Here is a 20698-nt window from a genome sequence, read left to right on the forward strand (position 1 = left end):
ATATATAAGCTTAAAGCAATACCTTCGGGCGTCCGCCTGTGGTAATGCCACTTTGCCAATATATCGATTTCGAGATTAGGTTTCAAGATTACTTATTCCACCCACTGCAGCGCGACAGACGCGCCAGATTTTTGATCATCTAAAGCGCTCATTTTCTGTCTACTCCAGCGATATAGTCTCATCAACCATATTATTGGTAGGGTTGTCATACCAATTTAGATCAACTATCATCCTGTCCAAGCTATTAATAGGCTTCTTAACAGCCTTCATAAAATTCAACGAATAGGTTTATTAAATGAATGCAATCACCAACCCGTCTGGGGGCCGCCGTTCATTGATTATCGCCAATTGGAAGCTCAATGGCGGCATTGACCTAATGTGTACTTCTATTGCCACCCTGGTGGGAAAAGAATTTGATACGGACATTGCAGTTTGTCCGCCCTATATCTATATACGCGACATGCTTAGCCTGCTTCACCATTCTGAAGTTCAGATTGGTAGCCAGAATGTCAGTAAATTTGAATCGGGTGCCTATACCGGTGAAACCTCTGCGGAAATGCTCAAGAAAGTTGGCTGCAGCCTTTGCTTAATAGGCCACAGTGAGCGAAGACAAATGTTTCGCGAAAACAATATCAGCTGCAATATCAAGGTTAAAAATGCACTAATCCATGGCCTAGTGCCTGTTTTGTGTATAGGGGAAAACGCTGAGGAAAAAGAAGCAGGCATCACCAAAGATATTATCTTTCGCCAGATCGACGAAGGCTTAAAGGAAATTCAGGACTACGAGGGCGATGTATGTATTGCCTACGAACCTGTTTGGGCCATCGGCAGTGGAAAATCTGCTGATCCCGAGCTAGCACAAGAAGTACATCAATTTATTCGAAAGTGCCTGAAAGAGAAATACGGTGCGGGCTTTGCGCAAAAAAACCGGATTTTATATGGCGGCAGCGTAAGCCGTAAGAATGCGTGCGAACTACTAGAAAAGCCCGATATAGACGGCTTGCTTGTGGGTGGCGCCAGCCTAGATCCAGAACATTTTCTGCAAATATGCACGCAATGCGAACTAAATTAACAGTGGAGAAAGCATGACAAACTCATTAAATAACATATCTCCAGGTGTGGTAAGCGGAAGCGACGCCGAAATTATCTATGATCATGCCCTTGAGAATGGCTACGCTCTTCCGGCCGTTAATGTTGTAGGAACAAATTCTGTTAACGCCGTCTTGGAATGCGCCAAGCGGATTCGCTCACCGGTGGTAATTCAGCTATCAAATGGCGGAGCGGCCTTTTTCATTGGCAAAGGATTAAGTGATGATCCGATAGAAAACTCTATACAAGGTTCTATCGCGGCCGCTCATTATATAGACGTAGCCGCTAAGTCCTATGGCGTACCGGTTATTCTTCATACCGATCACGCAGCCAAAAAATTACTACCGTGGATCGACGGTCTTTTGCACGCCAATGAGAGCCACTTATCAAAGTCCGGCCGGACGCTTTTTAGCTCACACATGCTCGACCTTTCAGAAGAGCCATTATCGGATAATATCGAGACTTCTGCACAATACTACAAAAAGCTTAACGACCTGGGAATGGGAATTGAAATTGAGCTAGGCTGCACAGGCGGTGAAGAAGATGGGGTTGATAATAGCGATATCGATAGCAGCCAACTATACACTCAGCCCGAGGAAGTCGCGCAAGCGTTCACAGAGCTATCAAAGATTGGTTCGAACTTTAATATTGCCGCTGCGTTTGGGAATGTTCATGGCGTGTACAAGCCAGGTAATGTACAGCTGCGCCCGGACATTCTTAAAAATTCCCGAGATCATCTAAGGGCTCACCTTTCAGGAAACAGCGACCACCCCTTGCGCTTTGTGTTCCATGGCGGTTCAGGTTCATCCATCGAGGATATTCACAATGCTATCAGTTATGGCGTAGTGAAAATGAACATAGACACTGATACACAATGGGCCAGCTGGAAAGGTGTATTGGACTATTACGCCGATAAATATGAATACCTTCAGTCCCAAATCGGCAACCCGGACGGCCAGGACAAGCCCAATAAGAAACATTATGACCCTCGTGTATGGTTAAGAAAGGCAGAGGTATCAATGGTCGAACGGCTCAAAACCTCGTTCTCTGATCTGAAGTGTGTTAACCGCTATGAATGATTCAAACCGGAACAAGACCTTCTCGCAATTCCTCCTAAGGAAGTCGATCGACCCGGGATTAGGAGGTGTCGTCAATGACATATTGTCAGCCTGTATCGATATTGCCAATACTCTATCCAAATCGCCAATAGAGGGATTAACGGGAAGCTCAGATAAATCTAACAGCTCTGGCGAGACACAAAAAACTCTAGACCTTCTGTGCAACCAGATTCTTCGGGACCAGCTACGCCATAATCAGTCTGTCAAGCATTTCGCTTCCGAAGAACAGAATAATGCAATAAACGTCAACGAAAGTGGGGCGTTTTCGGTTGCCTTTGATCCACTCGATGGCTCAACCAACATTGATATTAACGGCTCTGTAGGGACAATATTCTCAATTCTTCCTGCCCTTTCTTCATCTAGTCCAGAGGAGTCTTTTCTCCAACCCGGATCCAATCAGCTATGCGCCGGCTATGTGATATACGGTCCCGCCACTCAGCTGGTCATCACATTTGGAAAGGGTACTTATATTTTTACACTAGATGTAGAAAAAGAGGTCTTTGTTCTTACCGAAGAAGGCGTGCGCGTTCCATACGAAACGTCTGAGTTTTCAATCAACATGGCCAATGCTAGAAGCTGGAACAAAGAATTTGGCAACTATATAGACCACCTATTAGATGGAAAATGTGGCCCCAGGCAGAAAAACTACAATATGCGATGGAGCGGCGCCATGGTGGCCGACATTCATCGAGTAGTATCTCGTGGTGGAATTTTTCTTTATCCTTCGGATAAAAGAAAGGGTATGCAATCAGGAAAACTCAGGTTAATTTATGAGGCTAACCCCATAGCATTGATACTTTATAACTGCGGCGCAAGCGCTTTTAATGAATCAAACTCCATTCTAAGTGTGACACCTAGCCGGCTGCATCAAAGGACCCCTGTCATAGCAGGATCTACCAAAGAAGTGTATACCTGCCTAAACTACATACAGGACGAAAGCACCGAACGACTCTCTGAATATTTACAGGCTAGTTTATGTCATGACTGACATAAACTAGGTCAATAAAAGCTTACTCTATGCGATCATAGTCGATTATGAGGTACCCTAGAGTAAGCTTTTCAAGCAATAACCGCGCTAAGCAACTCTCATAGATTAGAATATTGCACTTAACAATATCCAGCCCCCTGAAACATTTTTATATTTGAAAGTATCGAGAACGTAAACCCTTATATTTACCCCATCAGCTGGGGGGAAATATACTAGCTTACCGTTCTTAACGAGAGCTTTAATAATCATTCCTCTTCGCTCCCCCAACGAATATGTACATCTTTTCCTGTATGCTATTCTCGACATGAATAATTAGTAATACTGAGATCACATTTTCATATTTAATAATTTCGAAAGACACGCGAACTGATTAGCAGGATGACTAAAATGATTATCAACCCAATACTCAAGGGATTTAATCCAGACCCATCTATTTGCCGTGTTGGAAATGACTATTACATTGCGACATCTACATTTGAGTGGTTTCCGGGCGTACAAATACATCATTCCCGTGATCTAGCCAACTGGACATTGATTACCCATCCGTTAAACCAAACCGATTGGTTGGACATGAGAGGCCACCCCAACTCTTGTGGTATTTGGGCACCCTGTTTATCTTATTCAAATGGCGTATTTTATTTAGTTTACACCGATGTACGAGACTATCAGACCGATTATCAAAGCAGAAAGAACTACTTGATCACTAGCCGCGACATCATGGGCCCCTGGTCAAACCCCATATTTTTAAATAGCAGCGGCTTTGACCCATCTCTTTTTCATGATAACGACGGTCGAAAATGGCTTTTGAATGTTCTCTGGGACCATCGTCCAGAACCTAGCATTAACCATCACCGGGCTGCAAAATTTTTCTCAGGCATAATAGCTCAAGAGTTTGACTCTAACAAAGAAGGCTTGGTCGGCCCGATTCATAATATTTTTGAAGGTTCCGAACTTGGCTTGGTTGAGGGGTCTCACTTATACAGAATCAACGACTATTATTATCTTCTCACAGCAGAGGGCGGAACCTTTGCCCACCACGCATCGCTCTTTGCGCGAAGTAAAAACTTATTAGGACCTTACGAAATAGACCCTCAAATGCATTTTCTAACCAGTGCAGGTCATCACACAAACGAACTTCAACGAGCAGGACATGGAGATTTAGTTACCTTACCCAATGGAGACCATTACTTCGTTCATCTGGCATCGCGCCCCTTACCTAATCGAGGTCGAAGCGTACTTGGTCGCGAGACCGCTATCCAAAAGGTTAGCTTTTCTGATTGTGGATGGCCTAGGTTATCTCACGGCCAGAAAAATCCACTCTTAGAGACTCATAATAGTCTTGGCTTTGATTCGACATTGGAATTCCAAAAGGAACACTTTGACTTTTCTACCGATAAGCTGACGATTCACTACCAGAGTCCACGGTTTCCTCTCCTGGAACCAATACTATCGTATAGTGCACGTCCAGGATATCTAAGGCTAAAAGGCCAAGAGCCTCCTACAAGCCTCTACGAACAAAGTCTTCTCGCAAGACGTCAACAAGCTTTTTGCTTTACAGCAGAAACAACTTTTGACTTTAACCCTACGAGCTTCCAGCAAATGGCTGGTCTGATGAGTTTTTATAACACACAGAAGTTCATCTATTTATGCCTTACTCATGACGAGTCTTTGGGACGTGTCATTGAGATTGTCATGGCCACAATGGAAGGGAAGATGCACTACCCTCTAGGCCAAAGGATATCTTTGCCGAAGGGCCAGATACGCCTGAAAATACAAGTGGAATGGGATCAATGGAGAGGATTTTGGGCCACCGAGTCTGGCAACTGGAATTCACTTGGCGGATACATTGATTACAGCGGTCTAGCCGACGAAGTTGGAGCAGAGCATTTTACCGGAGCTTTTGTAGGTATGGCATGCCATGATTTGTCGGGTCAATTTATAAACGCTGACTTCCAATCCTTCAGTTATAATGAATATAACTCTAACCAATAGAATTTTGGCTCATACCAATTTTACAACATCGATCACTATGAACATTGTACCGGTTAGCGAGCTGGCGGTTGAGGGCGTGGTGATAGCACTCTTTTAGTTAACTGATTTAGGAACTGATACAAAAATGACGCAAGAATCTTCATTTAACTGAGACGGAAACGATAAATTCCTTATAAATCAAAGGGAAGCGAGCCCCGCCAGCTCCTACCAAGTGATATCTAAACTGATATAAGATGCGCTTACTTTGACGCTCTCCTTTGGTGAGAAGCCAATACTGGCGCTATAATAAAAAGCGCGACGGATATATTGCTTTGTACTTGCTTAGCCAGAAAACCTTGCCATTGCTGCTTGCTAATTCGTACATTCATATATACCGCTCCTTTAGTGTAAACGGTTGGATGAGTAACAGATTGCGAATTACGTTTGGGTGTGGCTGGCAAGGCACCAACCGTTTAATACCATTTTTTATGGTCTCAAAATGAGTGACTAAAGCTGCAAAAAAGTGGTGGAAGCCTATCTGGCCGGAGAACTAAAAGAACGGTCGTACGATCCCATGTACCCCCTCTGAACTTCGCCAGAACACTAAACTCCATATCACTACTATAATACCCATGACACTGAAAATTTTGGGTAAGTGCGTCACCCTTAACTTACTCTCGCTCCCAAAAGTCGAAATGCCATATGTCGTATTACCAAAAACGACTTAATTAGCGAATATCTGGAGGCTCTTATGGCATCAGACATCAAGACAAACACATCTCAAGATGCAGCAGGCCGTCTCGCAAGAGCACGTCAGTTGATCGGCCAGACTGGTTTTTTACAAGACATTACTCATCTCAAAAAAGTAAGCCGAACTGGGCTCCATGAGATGGCTTTTTTTGAGTGTGGCCCCAAGGTTATTAGCGAACATAACCAGGATACTGCAGTGCTTCTGGATGTTGACGATTACAACACTCTTTTGAAGCTGAAGGAGAGCTATACGGAATTGCTTTCCGCCATAGAGGCGCAGATGGTCGCGAACTTAAGAAACAATTTTGACAAGCTCTTTGCGCGGCTTTCCTCGCCCGAAAACAGCGTTAAAGTCCGTACCACCTTTAACGCCACCGACGATGAACTTAATAATTCGTTCCAACCAGGGGGTACAGAGCATTGATCCAGATGGTTGGCGAACCCATGCGCCACATTCAGCGTGTTCTTCATCACCCATAGCCCCCTCTCTACTTTAAGCTATTATCGGGAGATGCCTAGGCGGTATTGAATGGGGCCTTTGTAGGCACGGCTGGTCAGCACGGTGTCTATCGGATCGTTAAACATGGCGAACTTTTGGTTAGGCGGCTCGACTGACCAGTCTGGGTGGAGCCACCAGCGCATAGGGGCCAGATCGTAGCCACCTTCGTGGGCGAAGATTACCGGTACCGGCTCGGTCGGCGCCAGGTTGTTATGGGTAGGCAGTTGGTCATGCCCCAAGTCCAACACCCTGAGCATATCCGCCGCCCCTGGCGTCTGATCCACAAATATTCGCCCGCACATGTAAAACCCCTTGACGCTGTCTGAGCCTTTGCCGATATACTGTATATATTTACAGTATTGGTCACTATGAAGATTATACCGGTTAGAGAGCCGCTAAGCCGCTTGCCCCTGCACCTGTTTACCCATCGTGTACGAGCGGGCTTCCCGAGTCCAGCGGACGACTACATTGAGCAGCCGCTGGATTTGAACGAGCACCTGATTCGCCACCCGGCGGCTACCTACTACGCCCGGGCCCAGGGGGACTCGATGCTTCAGCTGGGTATTTACGACGGCGATCTGCTAGTGGTGGACCGATCACTGGAGCCGCACCACGGCGATGTCGTGATTGCGGCGGTTAACGGCGAGCTGACCTGTAAGGTATTGGATAAGCGCCGAGGGCGTCTGCTGTCCGGCAATGATGACTTCCCCCCCATTCCCTGCACCGGCGACACTGAGCTGGTGGTTGAGGGGGTTGTGATTGCGTCCATTAGGTACCACCGTGTTTGCGCTGGTTGATTGCAACAGCTTTTACGCCAGTTGCGAGCAAGTCTTCCGGCCGGACCTGCGAGGCCGCCCCGTGGTGGTATTAAGCAATAACGATGGTTTTATCGTCGCCCGGGCTAAAGCACTGGGCATACCCGACCTGGAGCCCGTATGGATGGTGGAACATTTGCTACGCAAACACGGGGTAGCTGTCTTTAGCAGTAATTATCCCTTGTACGGCGATTTATCCAGTCGCGTCGTGACAACCTTGCGCCTGTACGCCGCCGAGATAGAGGTGTACAGCATTGATGAAGTTTTTGTACGCCCCTGGGCCGCTGACGGTGATTTAAAGGGACTGGGGCACACGATGAAGAACGCCGTATGGCGCGATGTGCGCATTCCAGTAGGTGTGGGCATGGCCAGCAGCAAAACCCTGGCAAAGCTGGCCAACCGCGCTGCCAAGAAGGTGCCCGCGCTAGAGCATGTGTGCGTGGTGAGCAACGAAACGCAGCGACAGTGGCTGCTTAAACGCGCCGATATTGAAGACATTTGGGGTGTGGGGCGAAGACTGGGCAAGGAACTACGGTACTTGGGTATTAACACCGCCTGGGAGCTTTCACGGGCCGACGTAAAGTGGCTGCGCAAGCGGTTCTCAGTCTGCCTGGAGCGAACGATAGAGGAGCTAAACGGTATTAGCTGCCTGGAGCTTGAAGAAGCACCACCAGCCAAAAAGCAGATTTACTGCACCCGTTCATTTGGCGAAAAAGCCACAACCTTGCCGCCGGTACTCCAGGCCACCGCTTTGTACGCTACCCGGGCGGCGGTAAAGCTGCGAAAGCAAAAGCATTTGGTGAAGCTCATCCATGTTTTTTGCAGACTTCGCCCTTTGATAAAAACCACTACGCCCGCAGCTGTACTATACAGCTACCCCATCCGACGGATGACACGCGGCTAATCGTGGCCGCCGCCCAACGCGGAGCCAAGCACCTGTTTAAAGAGGGGTATCAGTTTCTAAAGTCTGGCGTGGGCCTGGTGGACATCGTCGATAAAACCTACCTTCAATCAGACATGTTTACTCCGGCGCAGCCACCCAAGGCCGATGCGCTGATGAGTGTAATGGACAGCATTAACGCAAAATACGGAACCGGCAGCGTGCACACAGCAGCCGAGGGCGTAAAGAAGAAATGGGCTATGCGACAGAGCTACCGCTCGCCTAGCTATACGACTAGCTGGAATGCACTACCAAAGATTCAATGTTAATGTAAACGCCGTCATCTGATTAACACATTACTTTCCTAGCAGAGGTAACGTTATCTAGATAATTCAGAAAACACTTGAGAAAAGCCATGAAAATTCAACTGTTAAGCGACCTACACTTGGAGTTCGAAGCGTTTGACTATGAGCCCACTGATTGTGATGTTGTGGTACTTGCAGGTGACATTCACATAAAAGACAGAGGCATAAAGTGGGCGCTAGAAGTGATCCAAGATAAACCTGTTATCTATGTGCTGGGTAATCACGAGTTTTATGGAAAAGCTTATCCCAAGCATATTGATGACATGCGTGAGATATGCAAGGGGACCAATATTCATCTCCTTGAAAATGAAAGTATAGAAATTGATGGGGTCAATTTTCTTGGCTGTACGCTCTGGACCGACTTTGCAATTTATGGCGACCCGAGATTAGCGGGGGCCCAATGCCAGCAACTGATGAACGACTTTCGCAAGATAAGAGTTTCACCAAGATACAGCAAGTTGCGATCAATTGACGCAGCACTGATACACCGTGAGTCACTCGAATGGCTTGGCAAACAATTGCAATCAAGTGAAGCTACTAAGAGTGTGGTAGTTACTCATCACGCCCCATCAGAAAATTCCGTCGCAGACCTGCACCGGGGTGATATCGTAACGTCGGCTTATGCTTCTGACCTGGAGAAGTTCATACATCAGCACAACCCAGACCTATGGGTTCACGGGCATATGCATAACACTTCATCGTACAACATTGGCAACTGTAAAGTGATTTGTAACCCACGGGGTTATCCGGAAGAGAGAAACCCGGACTTTGATTCGAGATTGGTTCTAGAGGTATAACGGCAGGATCCAAAATCGAAAACCGTCTCTGTACCCCCCTGCGCAGCCTAACGTATTCTGAACACCCATAAATACTGGCATTATGAGTGGCGCCAGATTATAAGTCATCTACCACAGGATATCTCTCGGAAAAATATTTACGAACCGATTCCCAATCAGGAAACCGTTCCGATCCAAAGTGAATGAGCTCTCCTTCAAATTGATCCTGCCCTTTGCCCTTTACATTATCATCAATCAAATAATGTCCCTTATTAAGGTTTTTATGGGGCGTGATAATCAGCTGATTTACGGCTTCAAAGCCCAAGTACTGCTCGACCCAAATTCGTTTTTCACTGTAACAGTGTGGATTTTTAATCGAGGGTGAGGTCAAAATATAAACCGAAAAATGGGGATGGTTGTCCAGCCATGCGTAGGTTTCAATCGCACTAGGCATTGGACTCAAGCTCTGGTAAAGGCCGGGTTGACTCTGTGGGTACTTTAAGTCTGGGTATTTTTCCTGATGAGCTTTATACCCTGCATTGTAATCGCAGAGCACATGATCCATATCAATGTATACAATCTTGTTCTCATTCAATGGTTTCATAGACATCATTTGTCTTTACCTGCCATACGTTTCCGATTCAGCATGCAGCCTTAATCGAGACAAAACCAGATGCAATCTCGCCTAGGAGAATCCTTCGATGGTGACGAAGCCGAATCGCGAAATACATTTATGGAGCTAGAGTTCATCGTCAAAAAGGCTGAAATATGCCAGCACGTGCATATTACCGAAAAGCGGCAGCAGGGAGATCGCTGCCGCTCTTAAGATATCATTACTATACTCTTCATAACCCAAGGCCTTGCAGATTTCATTCGCTTTAACCTCATCGAGTCCTGAAAGGACATTGTTAGCTTCAAGCTCACCCAGATTGACTTGAGACTTACCGCCTGGGACATTTTTCCATATGTTCGGACAGAGGTTGTCGACTAAGTAGCCATTTTCGTGAACCTTAATCAGGCCTACAAGGCCATAATCAATGTACACAAAAAATATCTTTATATCGTCAACAGGATTATTTACTTCTATATCATGATTGTAAAAGTCAGGATCGAAACTTCTCTCGCGTATTAGCGTTGGTTGGTAGCGCTCGTATCCGGCTACGTACTTATCTGCCTTAAAGCAATGCCTTAGTAATTTTTCAAGCTGTCTCTCGCGATATTCATAAGAACCTATTTCCTTTCTAAGCTCGGGTAAGGATCGATCTCCAAGATACTCAAGCTTTTTGAGCATTATGAGTAGCTCCTGGTCACCCTTATAAGCTTCGCTGTACGCCAAAAACTCTTTGACTTGCAATAAATTTTCGGAGCTATAGTAGACGTCTTTTCGATCATCAATGACCACAATCTGATCGATATCATACCCATACTCAGCGTACATTCGTATATCTTTGATGATTCTGCTGCCACGAAAAGTCAGGTCCTCGCGTGTCTTGATGACAGAGAATTCGGCCAGTTCTATGCCGCACAGAGGCAGCACTCGATCAATGTATTCTCTCGTCGCGGTTGTGCAAATAGCCAGGTCATAGCCCATAGCCTGAACCGCAGCAACGAATAGCTGAAGGTGGGGTCTTGGATAGGTTTTAGCTGGCAAGTCATCGAACGGGTGCACACCACCCGACGGGAGTAGCTCAAGGTAACTTTCGGCCGTTAATTTAGACCCACTTGCGAGAGCGATTTCCGCATCGTAGGCATGCGTACTCAGCAAAGTATTATCTACGTCGAGCACCAAAAGTCTTGGCTTTACAACATCATCTGTGGAGTTTTTCTCTTGCTCCGACGAAGCAGACGATGTGTGGAGAGCTTTAATGTCCAATTGGTCGCCAGCCAGGACTTGAAGCTTCTCATTAAGGGGTTCCAGAGTTATGGCCGCAATGGCTAAAACGTCGTCCTCGTCCACTTCGAATCCAATACGCAGGCAGTCACGCTCCAGGTCCAGCGAATCAAAAAAAGGGAAGCGAAACTGGTTTTTTACATGATTATCGCTCAGTAAAGTGCGGCCTTCGGAATACTCACTCCATACTCGAGGGCAAAGATTGGTGACCACTAAGCCCTCGGGAGTGGCGTCTATGGTTCCCACAAGGCCGCATTCTATGTAGACCAAGTACTGCTTGATGGCCTGAGTATCAACTTTGTGGATAAAGTGCTTATCGGCGTAAGGAGAAGTAAGAATTTTAGGCGCAAAAAGGGGAGGCTTATTTAGGTACTTCTCTGCTCTGAAGCTATTCTGAAGAAGCTCATTCAGCTGCTTTTCACGAATCACTTTCGAGTCATCTATCTTAGTGTCCTGACTCACGGCTAACCTCTTGGAGATAATCGGGCAGAAAACGTTTCTTCATCCCCGAAGAGTAGATCAAGCTCATGAAGCTGAGGAAAACACTGCTCTCCATTGACACATGAAAGCTCAAAATTGGCAAAATTGAGATAAGTCAATAGATCACCAATATCACCATCAAAGCGCCCATTTTCGATCGCGGATAAAGTGCTACACTCCAGCCCGGTCTTTTCAGCGAGATCCGAAAGCGTGAAACAATTTTCGTTACGGTATTGTTTGAGAACCACGCCTATTCGAAAAAGCCCCAGATCCATGAACCCACCTCGTTAGTCATCATGTGCACTTTCGATATTGAAAAAGATAAGCTGATTTGTCAAAGCTTTAATCGAATCTTTTCGCTCTTAACACGTTTTGTCAGAATATTGTGACAAAACTGTTAGATGATTGCTGGCTCAGCGCGCTGATTATCAGACACACTTACCTGTATTATCATATTGATTTAAGCTACAAATTATTTTTATCAGATATCGATGGACAGTAGGGTCATTTAGCGATGAATCGAGCAGCGGAAAATATTCTTACACGATGGGGCATATCACCCTCCGATCAAAGGCTGATACTGGGCGTTCCCGAAAGCGAGAACGCATACGAAGAGAAAGGAGAGTACATCATCGCGATCGATGATGCGCTAAAGCGCCTATTCGAAAACCCCAAAAACATCGATCAGTTTATGACCATGAAGAACTACAATCCGCCTTTTTGCGGATTGCGGCCTATCGACTTACTGCTAAGCGGAGATATCAGAGACTTCAAAAAAGCCTGGCTAGCGATCAATGCTGTGGCACGAGGACACTTATAGCCCAAAGAGGGCTTAAGAGTTAGCTTGATAGTGCTCGAGTCACAGGGCAATAGCCGAGCAAGCATTCCCCGGGGCGCCCCTTGAGTTCCTTCGCTCGCTATCATCACGTTTCACTAAGAGAATATTTTCCCGTCATATCCCGAGATCAACGTACAGTCGAACACAAGCCTCTCCGAAACATCACCAATAACTGATGTCATAATGGACGGATTTAGGGTTTGGATTCCGCCAACCCTAACCTATCTTTTCAAGATAACTCGTCCGCATTAGATCGCAGAAAGGGGCAAATCCCATTGATCATTCATTAGGTAAAGAAAAAATTTTAAAAAAAATAAAAATAATTTTTACGCTACTTTCTATACAACTTTTATTAACAAATACAAATATTTTAAATTTCTACAACTTCTAAATCCCTGATTTTTCTAAGGATTCAAAAAACGAGCCGGAAATAATTGGAGGCAACATTTATATAAAAACATGTATATTATTGATTTTATTGATATTTTTCAATATTTTAGACTTGGCAATTCCAAAAACAATCGCTATTCTAAGTTTCGTCGACCACACATATTTTTTACAATGCATCAGATATTTCGGTGACGATAATGGCTAAAAAGTTAAGGGGTGTTTCAGTTGAGCGGCAGCAAAAGTGGTACAAAAATCACGTCGAAAGTTTTATTCGTGAAAGTTATGAGCCTTATTTTCTCGTGCAGGATATACCCTCAAGCGGCATAAAAGTTAAAACTCGTTATTTCTCTGACTCAAACCGTATTGTTCACCTTCTCTCTATGAACGAGATGTTCGCGTATCAGATGATTTCCTGGAATCCTGACATCGTTGAGTGCTATGAGCAGTTCGCTATTCCCATTGAAGAAAGTGTCGCCATTGCGATAGAGCTCGGAGTCAAACACCCGCTGCATTCGGACACGCAGGTTCCTGCAATTCAGACAATCGATTTCGTATGCATCCATAAGGACGGCGAGATGAGTGCCATCGCAGTAAAGGAACATTCTGCTTTGGATAATTTTCGAACCCAGGAAAAGTTAGCCATTCAAGAAGCGTACTGCCAACTAAATGACATTAAGTTCACGATCTTAGACTCAAGCACTTTAAAGAGTCAGCAGTGCGAAAACCTAGAGCGCCTTAGTCGCCATGCGACGTTAGACAAAGAGCAAGAGTTATTTTTCGACGATTGGCTATCAAATTTTGTAGGAATTCTTTCTGATGATCGCCACGAGCGGGTGGCCAATGTTCTAAAAAAATCGGCTGACATGATGGGATTTGAGTACGCACGGGCAGCCAATCTTTTTTACCACGCCATCTGGACCACTAGGCTATCCTTTGAGTGGACGAAGCCACTAGTACTAGAGGCAGCCGCATCTGATTTAAAACTTTTCCCAGCTCATGATTGACTCAAAATCTACCGCACTCAGTCGAGAGTTTCGGCTACAAAAAGTCGTCTCACCTTCTCAGGATCTTGAAGACTTTCCAGAAATCGGAGGGCACAAATTTCGGGAGGCTTATCTTGCCGTTTTTTTGGATTATAAGGCAAATCAGGTTTTTTTGATCAACCTACATAGCACCGCCAAGTTCCCAATATGTGTTCCGTTAGATGAGCTATGCAACGCTATCGACCGATGCGATCTAGAACTTTCGGACTTGGGGTTGGACACCAGGGTCACTCTTCCAGAGGAGCAGCTGCCAGAAGGCTACATAAAGAAAATGAATCTGCGATTTCGAGACATCGAAACATTAGTCCGAGACTTGTCGACGACACTACGTAGTAGCTATGGAGACGGCATTTTTGAAGAGGCAATGAAGCGATCCGGGCGATCCCGTCAGTACATTTATGACACATTCTACTCATACCTGAGAAGCGGCCGCCGCCTCCAAGGGTTAGGCCTTCCGCAAGGAAAGGACGCGAACCGAGTTCCTAAGAAACGCTCAATCCTTGTGAAGCAAGGAGCTCCGAACAAGGACATTGCTCGGGGTAAGATTCTTAACGATTCTGACTATAAGGCGTTTGATGCCGCGAGAAGACTGTACTCGAAAACATCAGGAATGAGCATAAAGAGATCCCTAGAGATCATATGGCGCAAGCGATATTTTAAAACACGCACATCGAACACTTTGATCGAAAAACAGCGTACCGGTGAGAACTATAGTACTGAACTCTTACCTCCTGAAGAGCGGCCGAGCCATGGCCAATACTACTACTGGCTAAAAAAGTATTATGGGGGGTCTATACCGAAGCGAGATAGAAAAAAAAGTAACGCCACCGAGTATGATGCCAATCTTCGGGGCAGGCCAGGAGATGCTTACACCCACTTAGTAGCACCCGGGGAGTGCTATGTGCTAGATGAAACACCCTTTGACGAAGAGCTTGTCAGTGCTTTTGATCCCACGCGTTCGACCAAGATTGGAAAACCAACTCTTTACTTCGTACGAGACATTTTCACTCGAGCGATCGTCGGGGTTTACATTACGACTCAGAACCCCAGTTATGCCACAGTGAAAGAAGCACTTTTTTGCGCTGTGCGCGAGAAGTCCGACTTTCTCAAAGAGATCGGAATACCCATGGACCCGAAAGAGTGGCCTATGGCCGGAGTGCCACAAGCGATTTTTGTGGATAGAGCAGAATTTCACAATAGATTGAGCGAAGGGCCGCTGATGGACCTCCCCATTACAGTGAAATTTGCTAGGGCCGGACGGGGTGATGACAAGCCACTCGCCGAAACCATTTTCAACGTTTTTAGCAAGTTTATGCAAGGAGTCAGTTCCGCCCATCAAACGAAGTCCCAAAGGGATATTGCATTACAAGTTGCACGGAAGAAAGCGTGCTTGACAATCAGCGAGCTGTATTACATCGCGTCAATTTACATTAGGCATTACAACAATACCCATTTAATTGAAGACTACCCTTTAACGCGAGAGATGGTAAGGGATGGGGTCAAACCCATACCCAGGCAGATATGGGAATGGGGTAGCGTGTACCGGCCCAGCGGATTTGTTCAGATCAGTGAATCTGAGTTGTATCTCAAGCTTCTTGAGGCCGGCGAGGTGTCGGTGCATAAGGACGGTCTCCTGCTGCTAGGGTCGGGGCTCAGATACAACTGCGCATGGACGCTTGAGCAGGGTCTCCAAGACCGGCGACCACATGGCAACAGTGCCGTTAAGTTTCCATGTCGGCTTTTTCGAGGATTAGTCGATCTCATTTTTGTCTCTACTGCCGAAGGTCTAAAACCAGCCACACTCGATGCGCGGGATCAGCGCTTTACCGGGCTTAGCTTCGTAGAGGTACACCATCAACGTGAGTCAGAGCGCAGTGACTATGCGGACCTCAAAGAAACAAGTCTGAGGAGCAAGGTTTTTCTCGATGACCTCATAGAGACGACCGTCAACTCCGCACGATCAGTCCAAATTAAGGCACCAGTCCCTAAGCTTGGCAAGATTAAGGAGCAGCGGATGTTCGAGAGCACACTGGAGCTAGTGACTCAACAATATCGGTTTCTAAACGCCGCTCGAGAGCAGTTCGGCATAGGTCTTTCGGATACATCTGAGACGCCATACGAGGAAGTGCCCCGGAACGAGTTTGGCGAAATTGGAACTCATGAATCGCACGAAGAACTCGACGCATTCAACCAGTAGGAAAAAATCATGAAAGTAAGCGTAGCGAATGCTCAATATCGTACGCCAGAATTGTCGCATCACCGAGGGAATCCTCTAATTTGTGCGCTACCCGATAAAATTCCTCCGAGACGTCTGAGGGAACTGCTCACACGAACGCCCAAGCTAAGTGATTCCAACAATTTGTCAAAATCGGATCGGGTTCATCAAGTCCGGCAAATGCGTAATCTGGTGGTCCCAACGACATACTTCCTGGAGTTTTACAACGCCGTCTACTCCATCATCGTCGGAGGCTATGAACGCCGAAACCCTTTGGAGCCCTCTGTAGTAAGCTGGTCATACGACGTGGCCGATCCGGAAGTCGACATAGAGGCTGCCAGTTCCAACCTCCGAGACCAAAGCTCTGCAACCACGACCGAGCACCTATTCTTGACGGGATACTCCGGAATGGGGAAAACCCTTATGAAGAACATTATTCTTTCATCGGTTTTTCCGACAGTCATCTTGCACAAAAGTCAAACGTTCGCGGACATACAGATTGTATACCTGAATGTTGAGATGCCTCATGACGGCTCAAGAGCGACGCTGTTGAGAAATATGCTCAAGGCTTTTGATGACACACTGCAGGGGACCGAGGACACCAATTACTTGGAACAGGTTCAGCCAAAAAAAGGACGTGGTGCAACCATCGGTGTTATGGAGTCGATGCTGCGTACACTATGCATACGGTATCACGTGGGTGTTATTATCATTGATGAATTCCAAAACCTCGATGTCGCCAGCAAGCGGTTTTACAATGAAATGCTCCAGCTTTTCGATTCGATGTCGAACACCATCTTTGTCCCGTTCCTCAAGCTGGGGACATCCGACTCCCTCCTCAATTTCCAAGGCAAGTTCCGACATTCAAGAAGGGTGGGCCACACAATTGAAATTTTGCCCTACACCCAATTAGCAAGTCACAAAAGCTCTGGGGGTTCCAGTTCGGCAGACGCACCTCCCCAGCGGTCGGTCGATTGGGAGAAGCTAGTAAATGCAGTCATTGAGTATCAGGTTGTCAAAAAGCGTATACCTTATAGCACGAAACTCGATCAAGAACTCTACCACCTCAGCTGCGGCTTGCCCTATGTGCTCTTTACGCTCTGGCAAGAGGCCCAAGTGGAGGCGATTGTCTCAGGTAAGGAAACTATCACCCTTGCGCTTCTTAAGCAGGTCTATGCTACTCGATTCAAACTTTTGAGAATCTGCCTGATTGCTCTGAGGAAGAATAATACTCAACGATTTCGCGATCTTTTCACGATAAATCAACTCCTGGACAAGGGCGACAATTCATCGGCGCTTCAGCGCTTGGAACATTTCGCAAATTCCGAGGAGTTCAGCGGCGTAGCGGCGACTAAGCTTGTAGAGGCCGTGGACGATATCAAATCAACTCATGAACTCGATCCACAACAGAAACGAAAACTGCGAGGAATTCGACAGAAGCTAGAACAAAAAGCACGCCTGACACTGGCTGGACAAACGGTAGAACACAATGTTTCAGATGGCTGAGCCGAGTTCCTACCTGTTCCCGATTGCTGATCATGAGCATCTGGTCAGTGCGTGGATTAGACTTAACCTGCGCTCCGGTATGGGCTACTTCTCATTTGACCAGGTTCTGAAAAAGTGGAATCTTCCAAAGCGCCACATTCAGGCTCAGCGGCCCGATGAAATGCTATTGAAATCTGTCGCATCGCAAATTCGCTGTATAGACGAGCGGCGGTTAGCCTACACTCATACCGCCGTAGCCCTTTGGGAGCTCAGTGTGGAAATGGATCAAAGGCTAGAGCTTACTAACTGTCTGGCCCCAGCCCGACTTGAACATACTACTTTGGCTTTCAATACAGGGTGGCAACTTTGTCCTCGCTGCGCAGAAAATGACAAGGAACAACTGGGATACAGTTTTTGGCACAGAAACCATCAGCTTCCCTCAGTCGCTCACTGCTATATACATGGGACAGAGCTGCTTTCCTGCGATTCGCTTAGACATATGTCAAGCTTGATCCTACCGGCCTCTTGGCATCCCGCCGACCTATCATCCATGCCGCTTTCCAGCGAGCTGCAGAAATGGAGTCGCTTCGTTCTTAAGGTGGATCGCATTCTCTTAGAGTCCCTTGAAGTTGTCTCGGAGTGGCGATCAGAAATATGGTTACTCCTTGGTCTTCCTAAGAAAATTCGTCTTAAAGATCGTAGCTTATTCGACGATCTGTCGACTCAATTCGAAGCCAAAACTGGGTACGCAGTTCTGAGCCACTTATTCAAAGCTTATCGGGACGATAGAGACAAGCGACCAAATATCCTATGGACGACGCTTTACGACCGCGCAAAGACGGTCCGACACCCAGTTTACTGGCTTGTAATACTTTTCTGGCTTCGCTTCGAACTGAACATCGACGTTGACTGACTATGAAAATACCCTACCGACACCGGATTCAGCCTGACGAGACCGTGTCGAGCTTTGTGGCCAGAGCGTTACGATTGAGTGCATCGCCCTCTCGTCCCAGCGCCCTGGCTGAAGTTTTGGGAGGTGCTAGGGTCCGGCTGCATCCATATATGACTGCACACTTGAAGACAATCGGCAGGCAGTTAGACGTATCGGCAGAGGAATTATTGAGCAGGCACACGCTGTACCCCCTATTTAAGTGGTTTGGATTCGACAAGTACAGGCGATTGAAAAAGGCAATGCTGTCAGGTCATGGGGGATGTGCTGTCATTGCTTCAGGCCTCCCCCATTCAAAGCTACACTTCTACGAAGGACTAAAGGTTTGTCCAGTATGCGTGCGGGAAGATCGAGCTCGTCTGGGCTATGCCTACTACAAACTAAGTCACCAAATCCCAGGCATCGGAGCGTGTCATGAGCACGCTTGTCGGCTGATCGGTGTGAGTGGCGGTGATTTTGGGTATGACAGATACATCTCCATGCCTCCTATCGAAATGGAACCAGAACTATGCTCCCCGATCGAGACGAGATTAGCGCTGTTTTCTCATAATGCACTTGAGCTGGCAAAGAGTTCACCGCAGCCGATTGACTACCATAGGATTTATCATGATTTTTTAAGAGGGAAGGGCCTACGAACGCGAGCAGGCCATGTACGTCTCCGAAAGCTAGTCTGTCAGATCATAAATGCATACGAAGACTATGACTTCAGTGACTCACTGGGAATGCCTGAGACACTAGGGACATTCAAGTTTATCGGACCTCTTCTGCGCCGAAAAACACATTATCGCTGCCACCCCGCAAAACACTTGCTGCTTGCCTTTTGGCTACTTGATGGAGAGGCTAATCACTATCTCGCCAAAATCCCCAAAGAAAAAGGTCGACACCTGGATATATCTAAAGAGCGTTATGGTCAAGAACAGCTGGTCTTAGAGTTTCTGGAGGACGGATGTAGCATGCGAAAAATTGAGAGCACTGTGGGGAGAAGTAGATCATATATACGTCATGTGGCAGAGATACACGGAATTCCCCATGGCACCAACTCCATGGTCTATCCGGAAGAAATAAGACGCAAGGTTATCGCACTAGCAACGATCGGAATGCATCGGAAAACAATTTCATCAAAGACGGGAGTCGGTGTCGGATACGTAGAGATGGTTATCAGTAACACGCCTGGTCTATCACAGCTACGTCGGGACCTTCGCCATCAGAAAAAAATAGAAGCTGCCGTGGAAGAACTCACCAAAATCAGATCTAAGCACCCAGGATGGTTGCGCAAGGACATAAAAAGTCATTGCGCTGCTTCGTACTTTGCAATCTATAATGAAGATAAAGAACTTTTGGAAACGCTTTTGCCCCCCAAAACAAAGCCTCTTCCACCTGGTAAAAACTGGCAGAAAGAGGATGCACGGCTTTCTAAAGCCCTACGAGCCCTGGACCTTAAGCCGAAGACATCGCTGAGCGAGATTGATCACCTAATCGTCGGACACGGGTTTTTGCTAAAACATCTGAACAATCTACCGCTTACGGCATCGACACTGCGTGAAATGGGTGTATTGTAGATTTGGACTAATAGATAAAACATTTCATAATCGCATCAGACTTTGTCGCGAAAAAACACAGCCCACAGCGGTTAAAAATCGCAAGTAATGAACCTATACGTCAATTTTTTAATTGAAATCGTTCGGGTTGATTGCACGACTGGTATAGAAGACGTATTTACCGCCCCTATCTTGCACGACATAGCTAAAGTACCGATTGTGACATAACACAAGTTGAGGCCAGCGAGATATTTTGGCAACTTCGACCTTGATGGTGCTGACTGGCCAAGATTCCAAGTTAATGCCTCGGCATAGATGTGAGTAAATGTGACAAGCCCGTATTAAGATATGTCAAGGCTTAAATCTCTTAGTTTTTACTTTGTTTGGTCGCCCTTACATCGTACCAACTTATTGAGATTTAAGCCTTTTTTGTTTAGTCTCTATCCGATAGCAGTGTTATATTCTGCATCTAGGGTAACGTTGAATTGCAATTATTCACTTGAATACCGCGACACTAGAAGTATGGAAATAGTTGGATAAATATAAGCTTTCCCGAAAAGCCAAGAATATTTTCAGATTCCCGTGATCTTAAAAGAATCTATGGATACTCAGTAATGA

At 46.3% G+C, this 20698-nt stretch carries 19 protein-coding genes; 15 read left to right on the forward strand and 4 right to left on the reverse strand.

The genetic code is table 11. The annotated features are described in order from the left end of the window. Positions 1–295: 295 nt before the first annotated feature. From tpiA to M6D89_RS11375, 5 genes are all read left to right on the forward strand, one after another. Complete coding sequence (tpiA, locus tag M6D89_RS11355; protein WP_253968189.1) at positions 296–1072, forward strand: triose-phosphate isomerase; 777 nt, start codon at positions 296–298, stop codon at positions 1070–1072. A gap of 13 nt (positions 1073–1085) precedes the next feature. Further along, complete coding sequence (gene fbaA, locus M6D89_RS11360; RefSeq protein WP_253968190.1) at positions 1086–2168, forward strand: class II fructose-bisphosphate aldolase; 1083 nt, start codon at positions 1086–1088, stop codon at positions 2166–2168. Further along, positions 2161–3195, forward strand: coding sequence for a class 1 fructose-bisphosphatase (locus M6D89_RS11365; RefSeq protein WP_253968191.1), 1035 nt, complete (start codon positions 2161–2163; stop codon positions 3193–3195). Before fbaA ends, M6D89_RS11365 begins: the two co-directional genes overlap by 8 nt. 387 nt (positions 3196–3582) lie before the next feature. Further along, entirely contained in the window at positions 3583–5187 is a 1605-nt protein-coding gene (locus M6D89_RS11370) for a glycoside hydrolase family 43 protein (RefSeq protein WP_253968192.1), read from the forward strand. A 730-nt stretch (positions 5188–5917) separates the two neighbouring features. Further along, complete coding sequence (locus M6D89_RS11375; RefSeq protein WP_253968193.1) at positions 5918–6340, forward strand: hypothetical protein; 423 nt, start codon at positions 5918–5920, stop codon at positions 6338–6340. Between the two features lie 77 nt (positions 6341–6417). Here the strand turns inward: M6D89_RS11375 and M6D89_RS11380 are convergent, their stop codons facing one another. Next, on the reverse strand, positions 6418–6717 hold the full coding sequence (locus M6D89_RS11380) for an SOS response-associated peptidase family protein (protein WP_256504613.1): 300 nt from the start codon (positions 6715–6717) through the stop codon (positions 6418–6420). Between the two features lie 66 nt (positions 6718–6783). On the opposite strand from M6D89_RS11380, the gene M6D89_RS11385 reads away from it, so the two are divergent. The 4 genes from M6D89_RS11385 (at position 6784) to M6D89_RS11400 (ending at position 9272) form a co-directional block, all read left to right on the forward strand. Next, on the forward strand, positions 6784–7212 hold the full coding sequence (locus M6D89_RS11385; RefSeq protein ID WP_253968195.1) for a LexA family protein: 429 nt from the start codon (positions 6784–6786) through the stop codon (positions 7210–7212). After that, entirely contained in the window at positions 7175–8134 is a 960-nt protein-coding gene (locus M6D89_RS11390) for a Y-family DNA polymerase (protein WP_253968196.1), read from the forward strand. The genes M6D89_RS11385 and M6D89_RS11390 overlap by 38 nt, the downstream gene beginning before the upstream one ends. Further along, the gene (locus M6D89_RS17395) at positions 8050–8439 is read left to right on the forward strand and encodes a DUF4113 domain-containing protein (protein WP_336297553.1); all 390 of its coding nucleotides are present in this window, start codon (positions 8050–8052) and stop codon (positions 8437–8439) included. The genes M6D89_RS11390 and M6D89_RS17395 overlap by 85 nt, the downstream gene beginning before the upstream one ends. Before the next feature lie 86 nt (positions 8440–8525). Beyond that, complete coding sequence (locus M6D89_RS11400; RefSeq protein ID WP_253968198.1) at positions 8526–9272, forward strand: metallophosphoesterase; 747 nt, start codon at positions 8526–8528, stop codon at positions 9270–9272. A 97-nt stretch (positions 9273–9369) separates the two neighbouring features. Here the strand turns inward: M6D89_RS11400 and M6D89_RS11405 are convergent, their stop codons facing one another. The 3 genes from M6D89_RS11405 to M6D89_RS11415 form a co-directional block, all read right to left on the reverse strand. Beyond that, entirely contained in the window at positions 9370–9855 is a 486-nt protein-coding gene (locus M6D89_RS11405) for a 5' nucleotidase, NT5C type (RefSeq protein WP_253968199.1), read from the reverse strand. A gap of 135 nt (positions 9856–9990) precedes the next feature. Beyond that, positions 9991–11604, reverse strand: coding sequence for an HAD family hydrolase (locus M6D89_RS17215; RefSeq protein ID WP_253968200.1), 1614 nt, complete (start codon positions 11602–11604; stop codon positions 9991–9993). A gap of 2 nt (positions 11605–11606) precedes the next feature. Further along, positions 11607–11897 carry a helix-turn-helix domain-containing protein gene (locus M6D89_RS11415; RefSeq protein ID WP_253968201.1) on the reverse strand — a complete coding sequence of 97 codons (291 nt, stop codon included), beginning with the start codon at positions 11895–11897 and terminating at the stop codon, positions 11607–11609. A 239-nt stretch (positions 11898–12136) separates the two neighbouring features. On the opposite strand from M6D89_RS11415, the gene M6D89_RS11420 reads away from it, so the two are divergent. The 6 genes from M6D89_RS11420 (at position 12137) to M6D89_RS17490 (ending at position 20101) form a co-directional block, all read left to right on the forward strand. Continuing rightward, positions 12137–12442, forward strand: a complete 306-nt coding sequence (locus tag M6D89_RS11420) for a hypothetical protein (protein WP_253968202.1) — start codon at positions 12137–12139, stop codon at positions 12440–12442. A 605-nt stretch (positions 12443–13047) separates the two neighbouring features. Continuing rightward, positions 13048–13854: a TnsA endonuclease N-terminal domain-containing protein gene (locus M6D89_RS11425; RefSeq protein ID WP_253968203.1), complete on the forward strand. Its 807-nt coding sequence runs from the start codon at positions 13048–13050 to the stop codon at positions 13852–13854. Continuing rightward, positions 13847–16090, forward strand: a complete 2244-nt coding sequence (locus M6D89_RS11430; protein ID WP_253968204.1) for a hypothetical protein — start codon at positions 13847–13849, stop codon at positions 16088–16090. The genes M6D89_RS11425 and M6D89_RS11430 overlap by 8 nt, the downstream gene beginning before the upstream one ends. A gap of 9 nt (positions 16091–16099) precedes the next feature. Then, positions 16100–17614: an ATP-binding protein gene (locus tag M6D89_RS11435; RefSeq protein WP_253968205.1), complete on the forward strand. Its 1515-nt coding sequence runs from the start codon at positions 16100–16102 to the stop codon at positions 17612–17614. Beyond that, entirely contained in the window at positions 17598–18506 is a 909-nt protein-coding gene (locus M6D89_RS11440) for a TniQ family protein (protein WP_253968206.1), read from the forward strand. The genes M6D89_RS11435 and M6D89_RS11440 overlap by 17 nt, the downstream gene beginning before the upstream one ends. 2 nt (positions 18507–18508) lie before the next feature. Next, the gene (locus M6D89_RS17490; RefSeq protein WP_418930357.1) at positions 18509–20101 is read left to right on the forward strand and encodes a TnsD family Tn7-like transposition protein; all 1593 of its coding nucleotides are present in this window, start codon (positions 18509–18511) and stop codon (positions 20099–20101) included. The last annotated feature ends 597 nt before the right edge of the window (positions 20102–20698 follow it).

This window comes from Gilvimarinus xylanilyticus (assembly GCF_024195295.1).
Lineage (GTDB): Bacteria > Pseudomonadota > Gammaproteobacteria > Pseudomonadales > Cellvibrionaceae > Gilvimarinus > Gilvimarinus xylanilyticus.

Excerpts from the sequence above, each read along its gene's own strand:
- M6D89_RS11380 (WP_256504613.1), bottom strand. The coding sequence starts at position 6,717 with ATGTGCGGGCGAATATTTGTGGATCAGACGCCAGGGGCGGCGGATATG.
- M6D89_RS11415 (WP_253968201.1), bottom strand. The coding sequence starts at position 11,897 with ATGGATCTGGGGCTTTTTCGAATAGGCGTGGTTCTCAAACAATACCGT.
- M6D89_RS17490 (WP_418930357.1), top strand. The coding sequence starts at position 18,509 with ATGAAAATACCCTACCGACACCGGATTCAGCCTGACGAGACCGTGTCG.
- M6D89_RS11435 (WP_253968205.1), top strand. The coding sequence starts at position 16,100 with ATGAAAGTAAGCGTAGCGAATGCTCAATATCGTACGCCAGAATTGTCG.
- M6D89_RS11420 (WP_253968202.1), top strand. The coding sequence starts at position 12,137 with ATGAATCGAGCAGCGGAAAATATTCTTACACGATGGGGCATATCACCC.
- M6D89_RS11430 (WP_253968204.1), top strand. The coding sequence starts at position 13,847 with ATGATTGACTCAAAATCTACCGCACTCAGTCGAGAGTTTCGGCTACAA.
- M6D89_RS11370 (WP_253968192.1), top strand. The coding sequence starts at position 3,583 with ATGATTATCAACCCAATACTCAAGGGATTTAATCCAGACCCATCTATT.
- M6D89_RS11405 (WP_253968199.1), bottom strand. The coding sequence starts at position 9,855 with ATGAAACCATTGAATGAGAACAAGATTGTATACATTGATATGGATCAT.
- M6D89_RS11365 (WP_253968191.1), top strand. The coding sequence starts at position 2,161 with ATGAATGATTCAAACCGGAACAAGACCTTCTCGCAATTCCTCCTAAGG.
- M6D89_RS11425 (WP_253968203.1), top strand. The coding sequence starts at position 13,048 with ATGGCTAAAAAGTTAAGGGGTGTTTCAGTTGAGCGGCAGCAAAAGTGG.
- M6D89_RS11440 (WP_253968206.1), top strand. The coding sequence starts at position 17,598 with ATGTTTCAGATGGCTGAGCCGAGTTCCTACCTGTTCCCGATTGCTGAT.
- M6D89_RS11385 (WP_253968195.1), top strand. The coding sequence starts at position 6,784 with ATGAAGATTATACCGGTTAGAGAGCCGCTAAGCCGCTTGCCCCTGCAC.
- tpiA (WP_253968189.1), top strand. The coding sequence starts at position 296 with ATGAATGCAATCACCAACCCGTCTGGGGGCCGCCGTTCATTGATTATC.
- M6D89_RS11400 (WP_253968198.1), top strand. The coding sequence starts at position 8,526 with ATGAAAATTCAACTGTTAAGCGACCTACACTTGGAGTTCGAAGCGTTT.
- fbaA (WP_253968190.1), top strand. The coding sequence starts at position 1,086 with ATGACAAACTCATTAAATAACATATCTCCAGGTGTGGTAAGCGGAAGC.
- M6D89_RS11375 (WP_253968193.1), top strand. The coding sequence starts at position 5,918 with ATGGCATCAGACATCAAGACAAACACATCTCAAGATGCAGCAGGCCGT.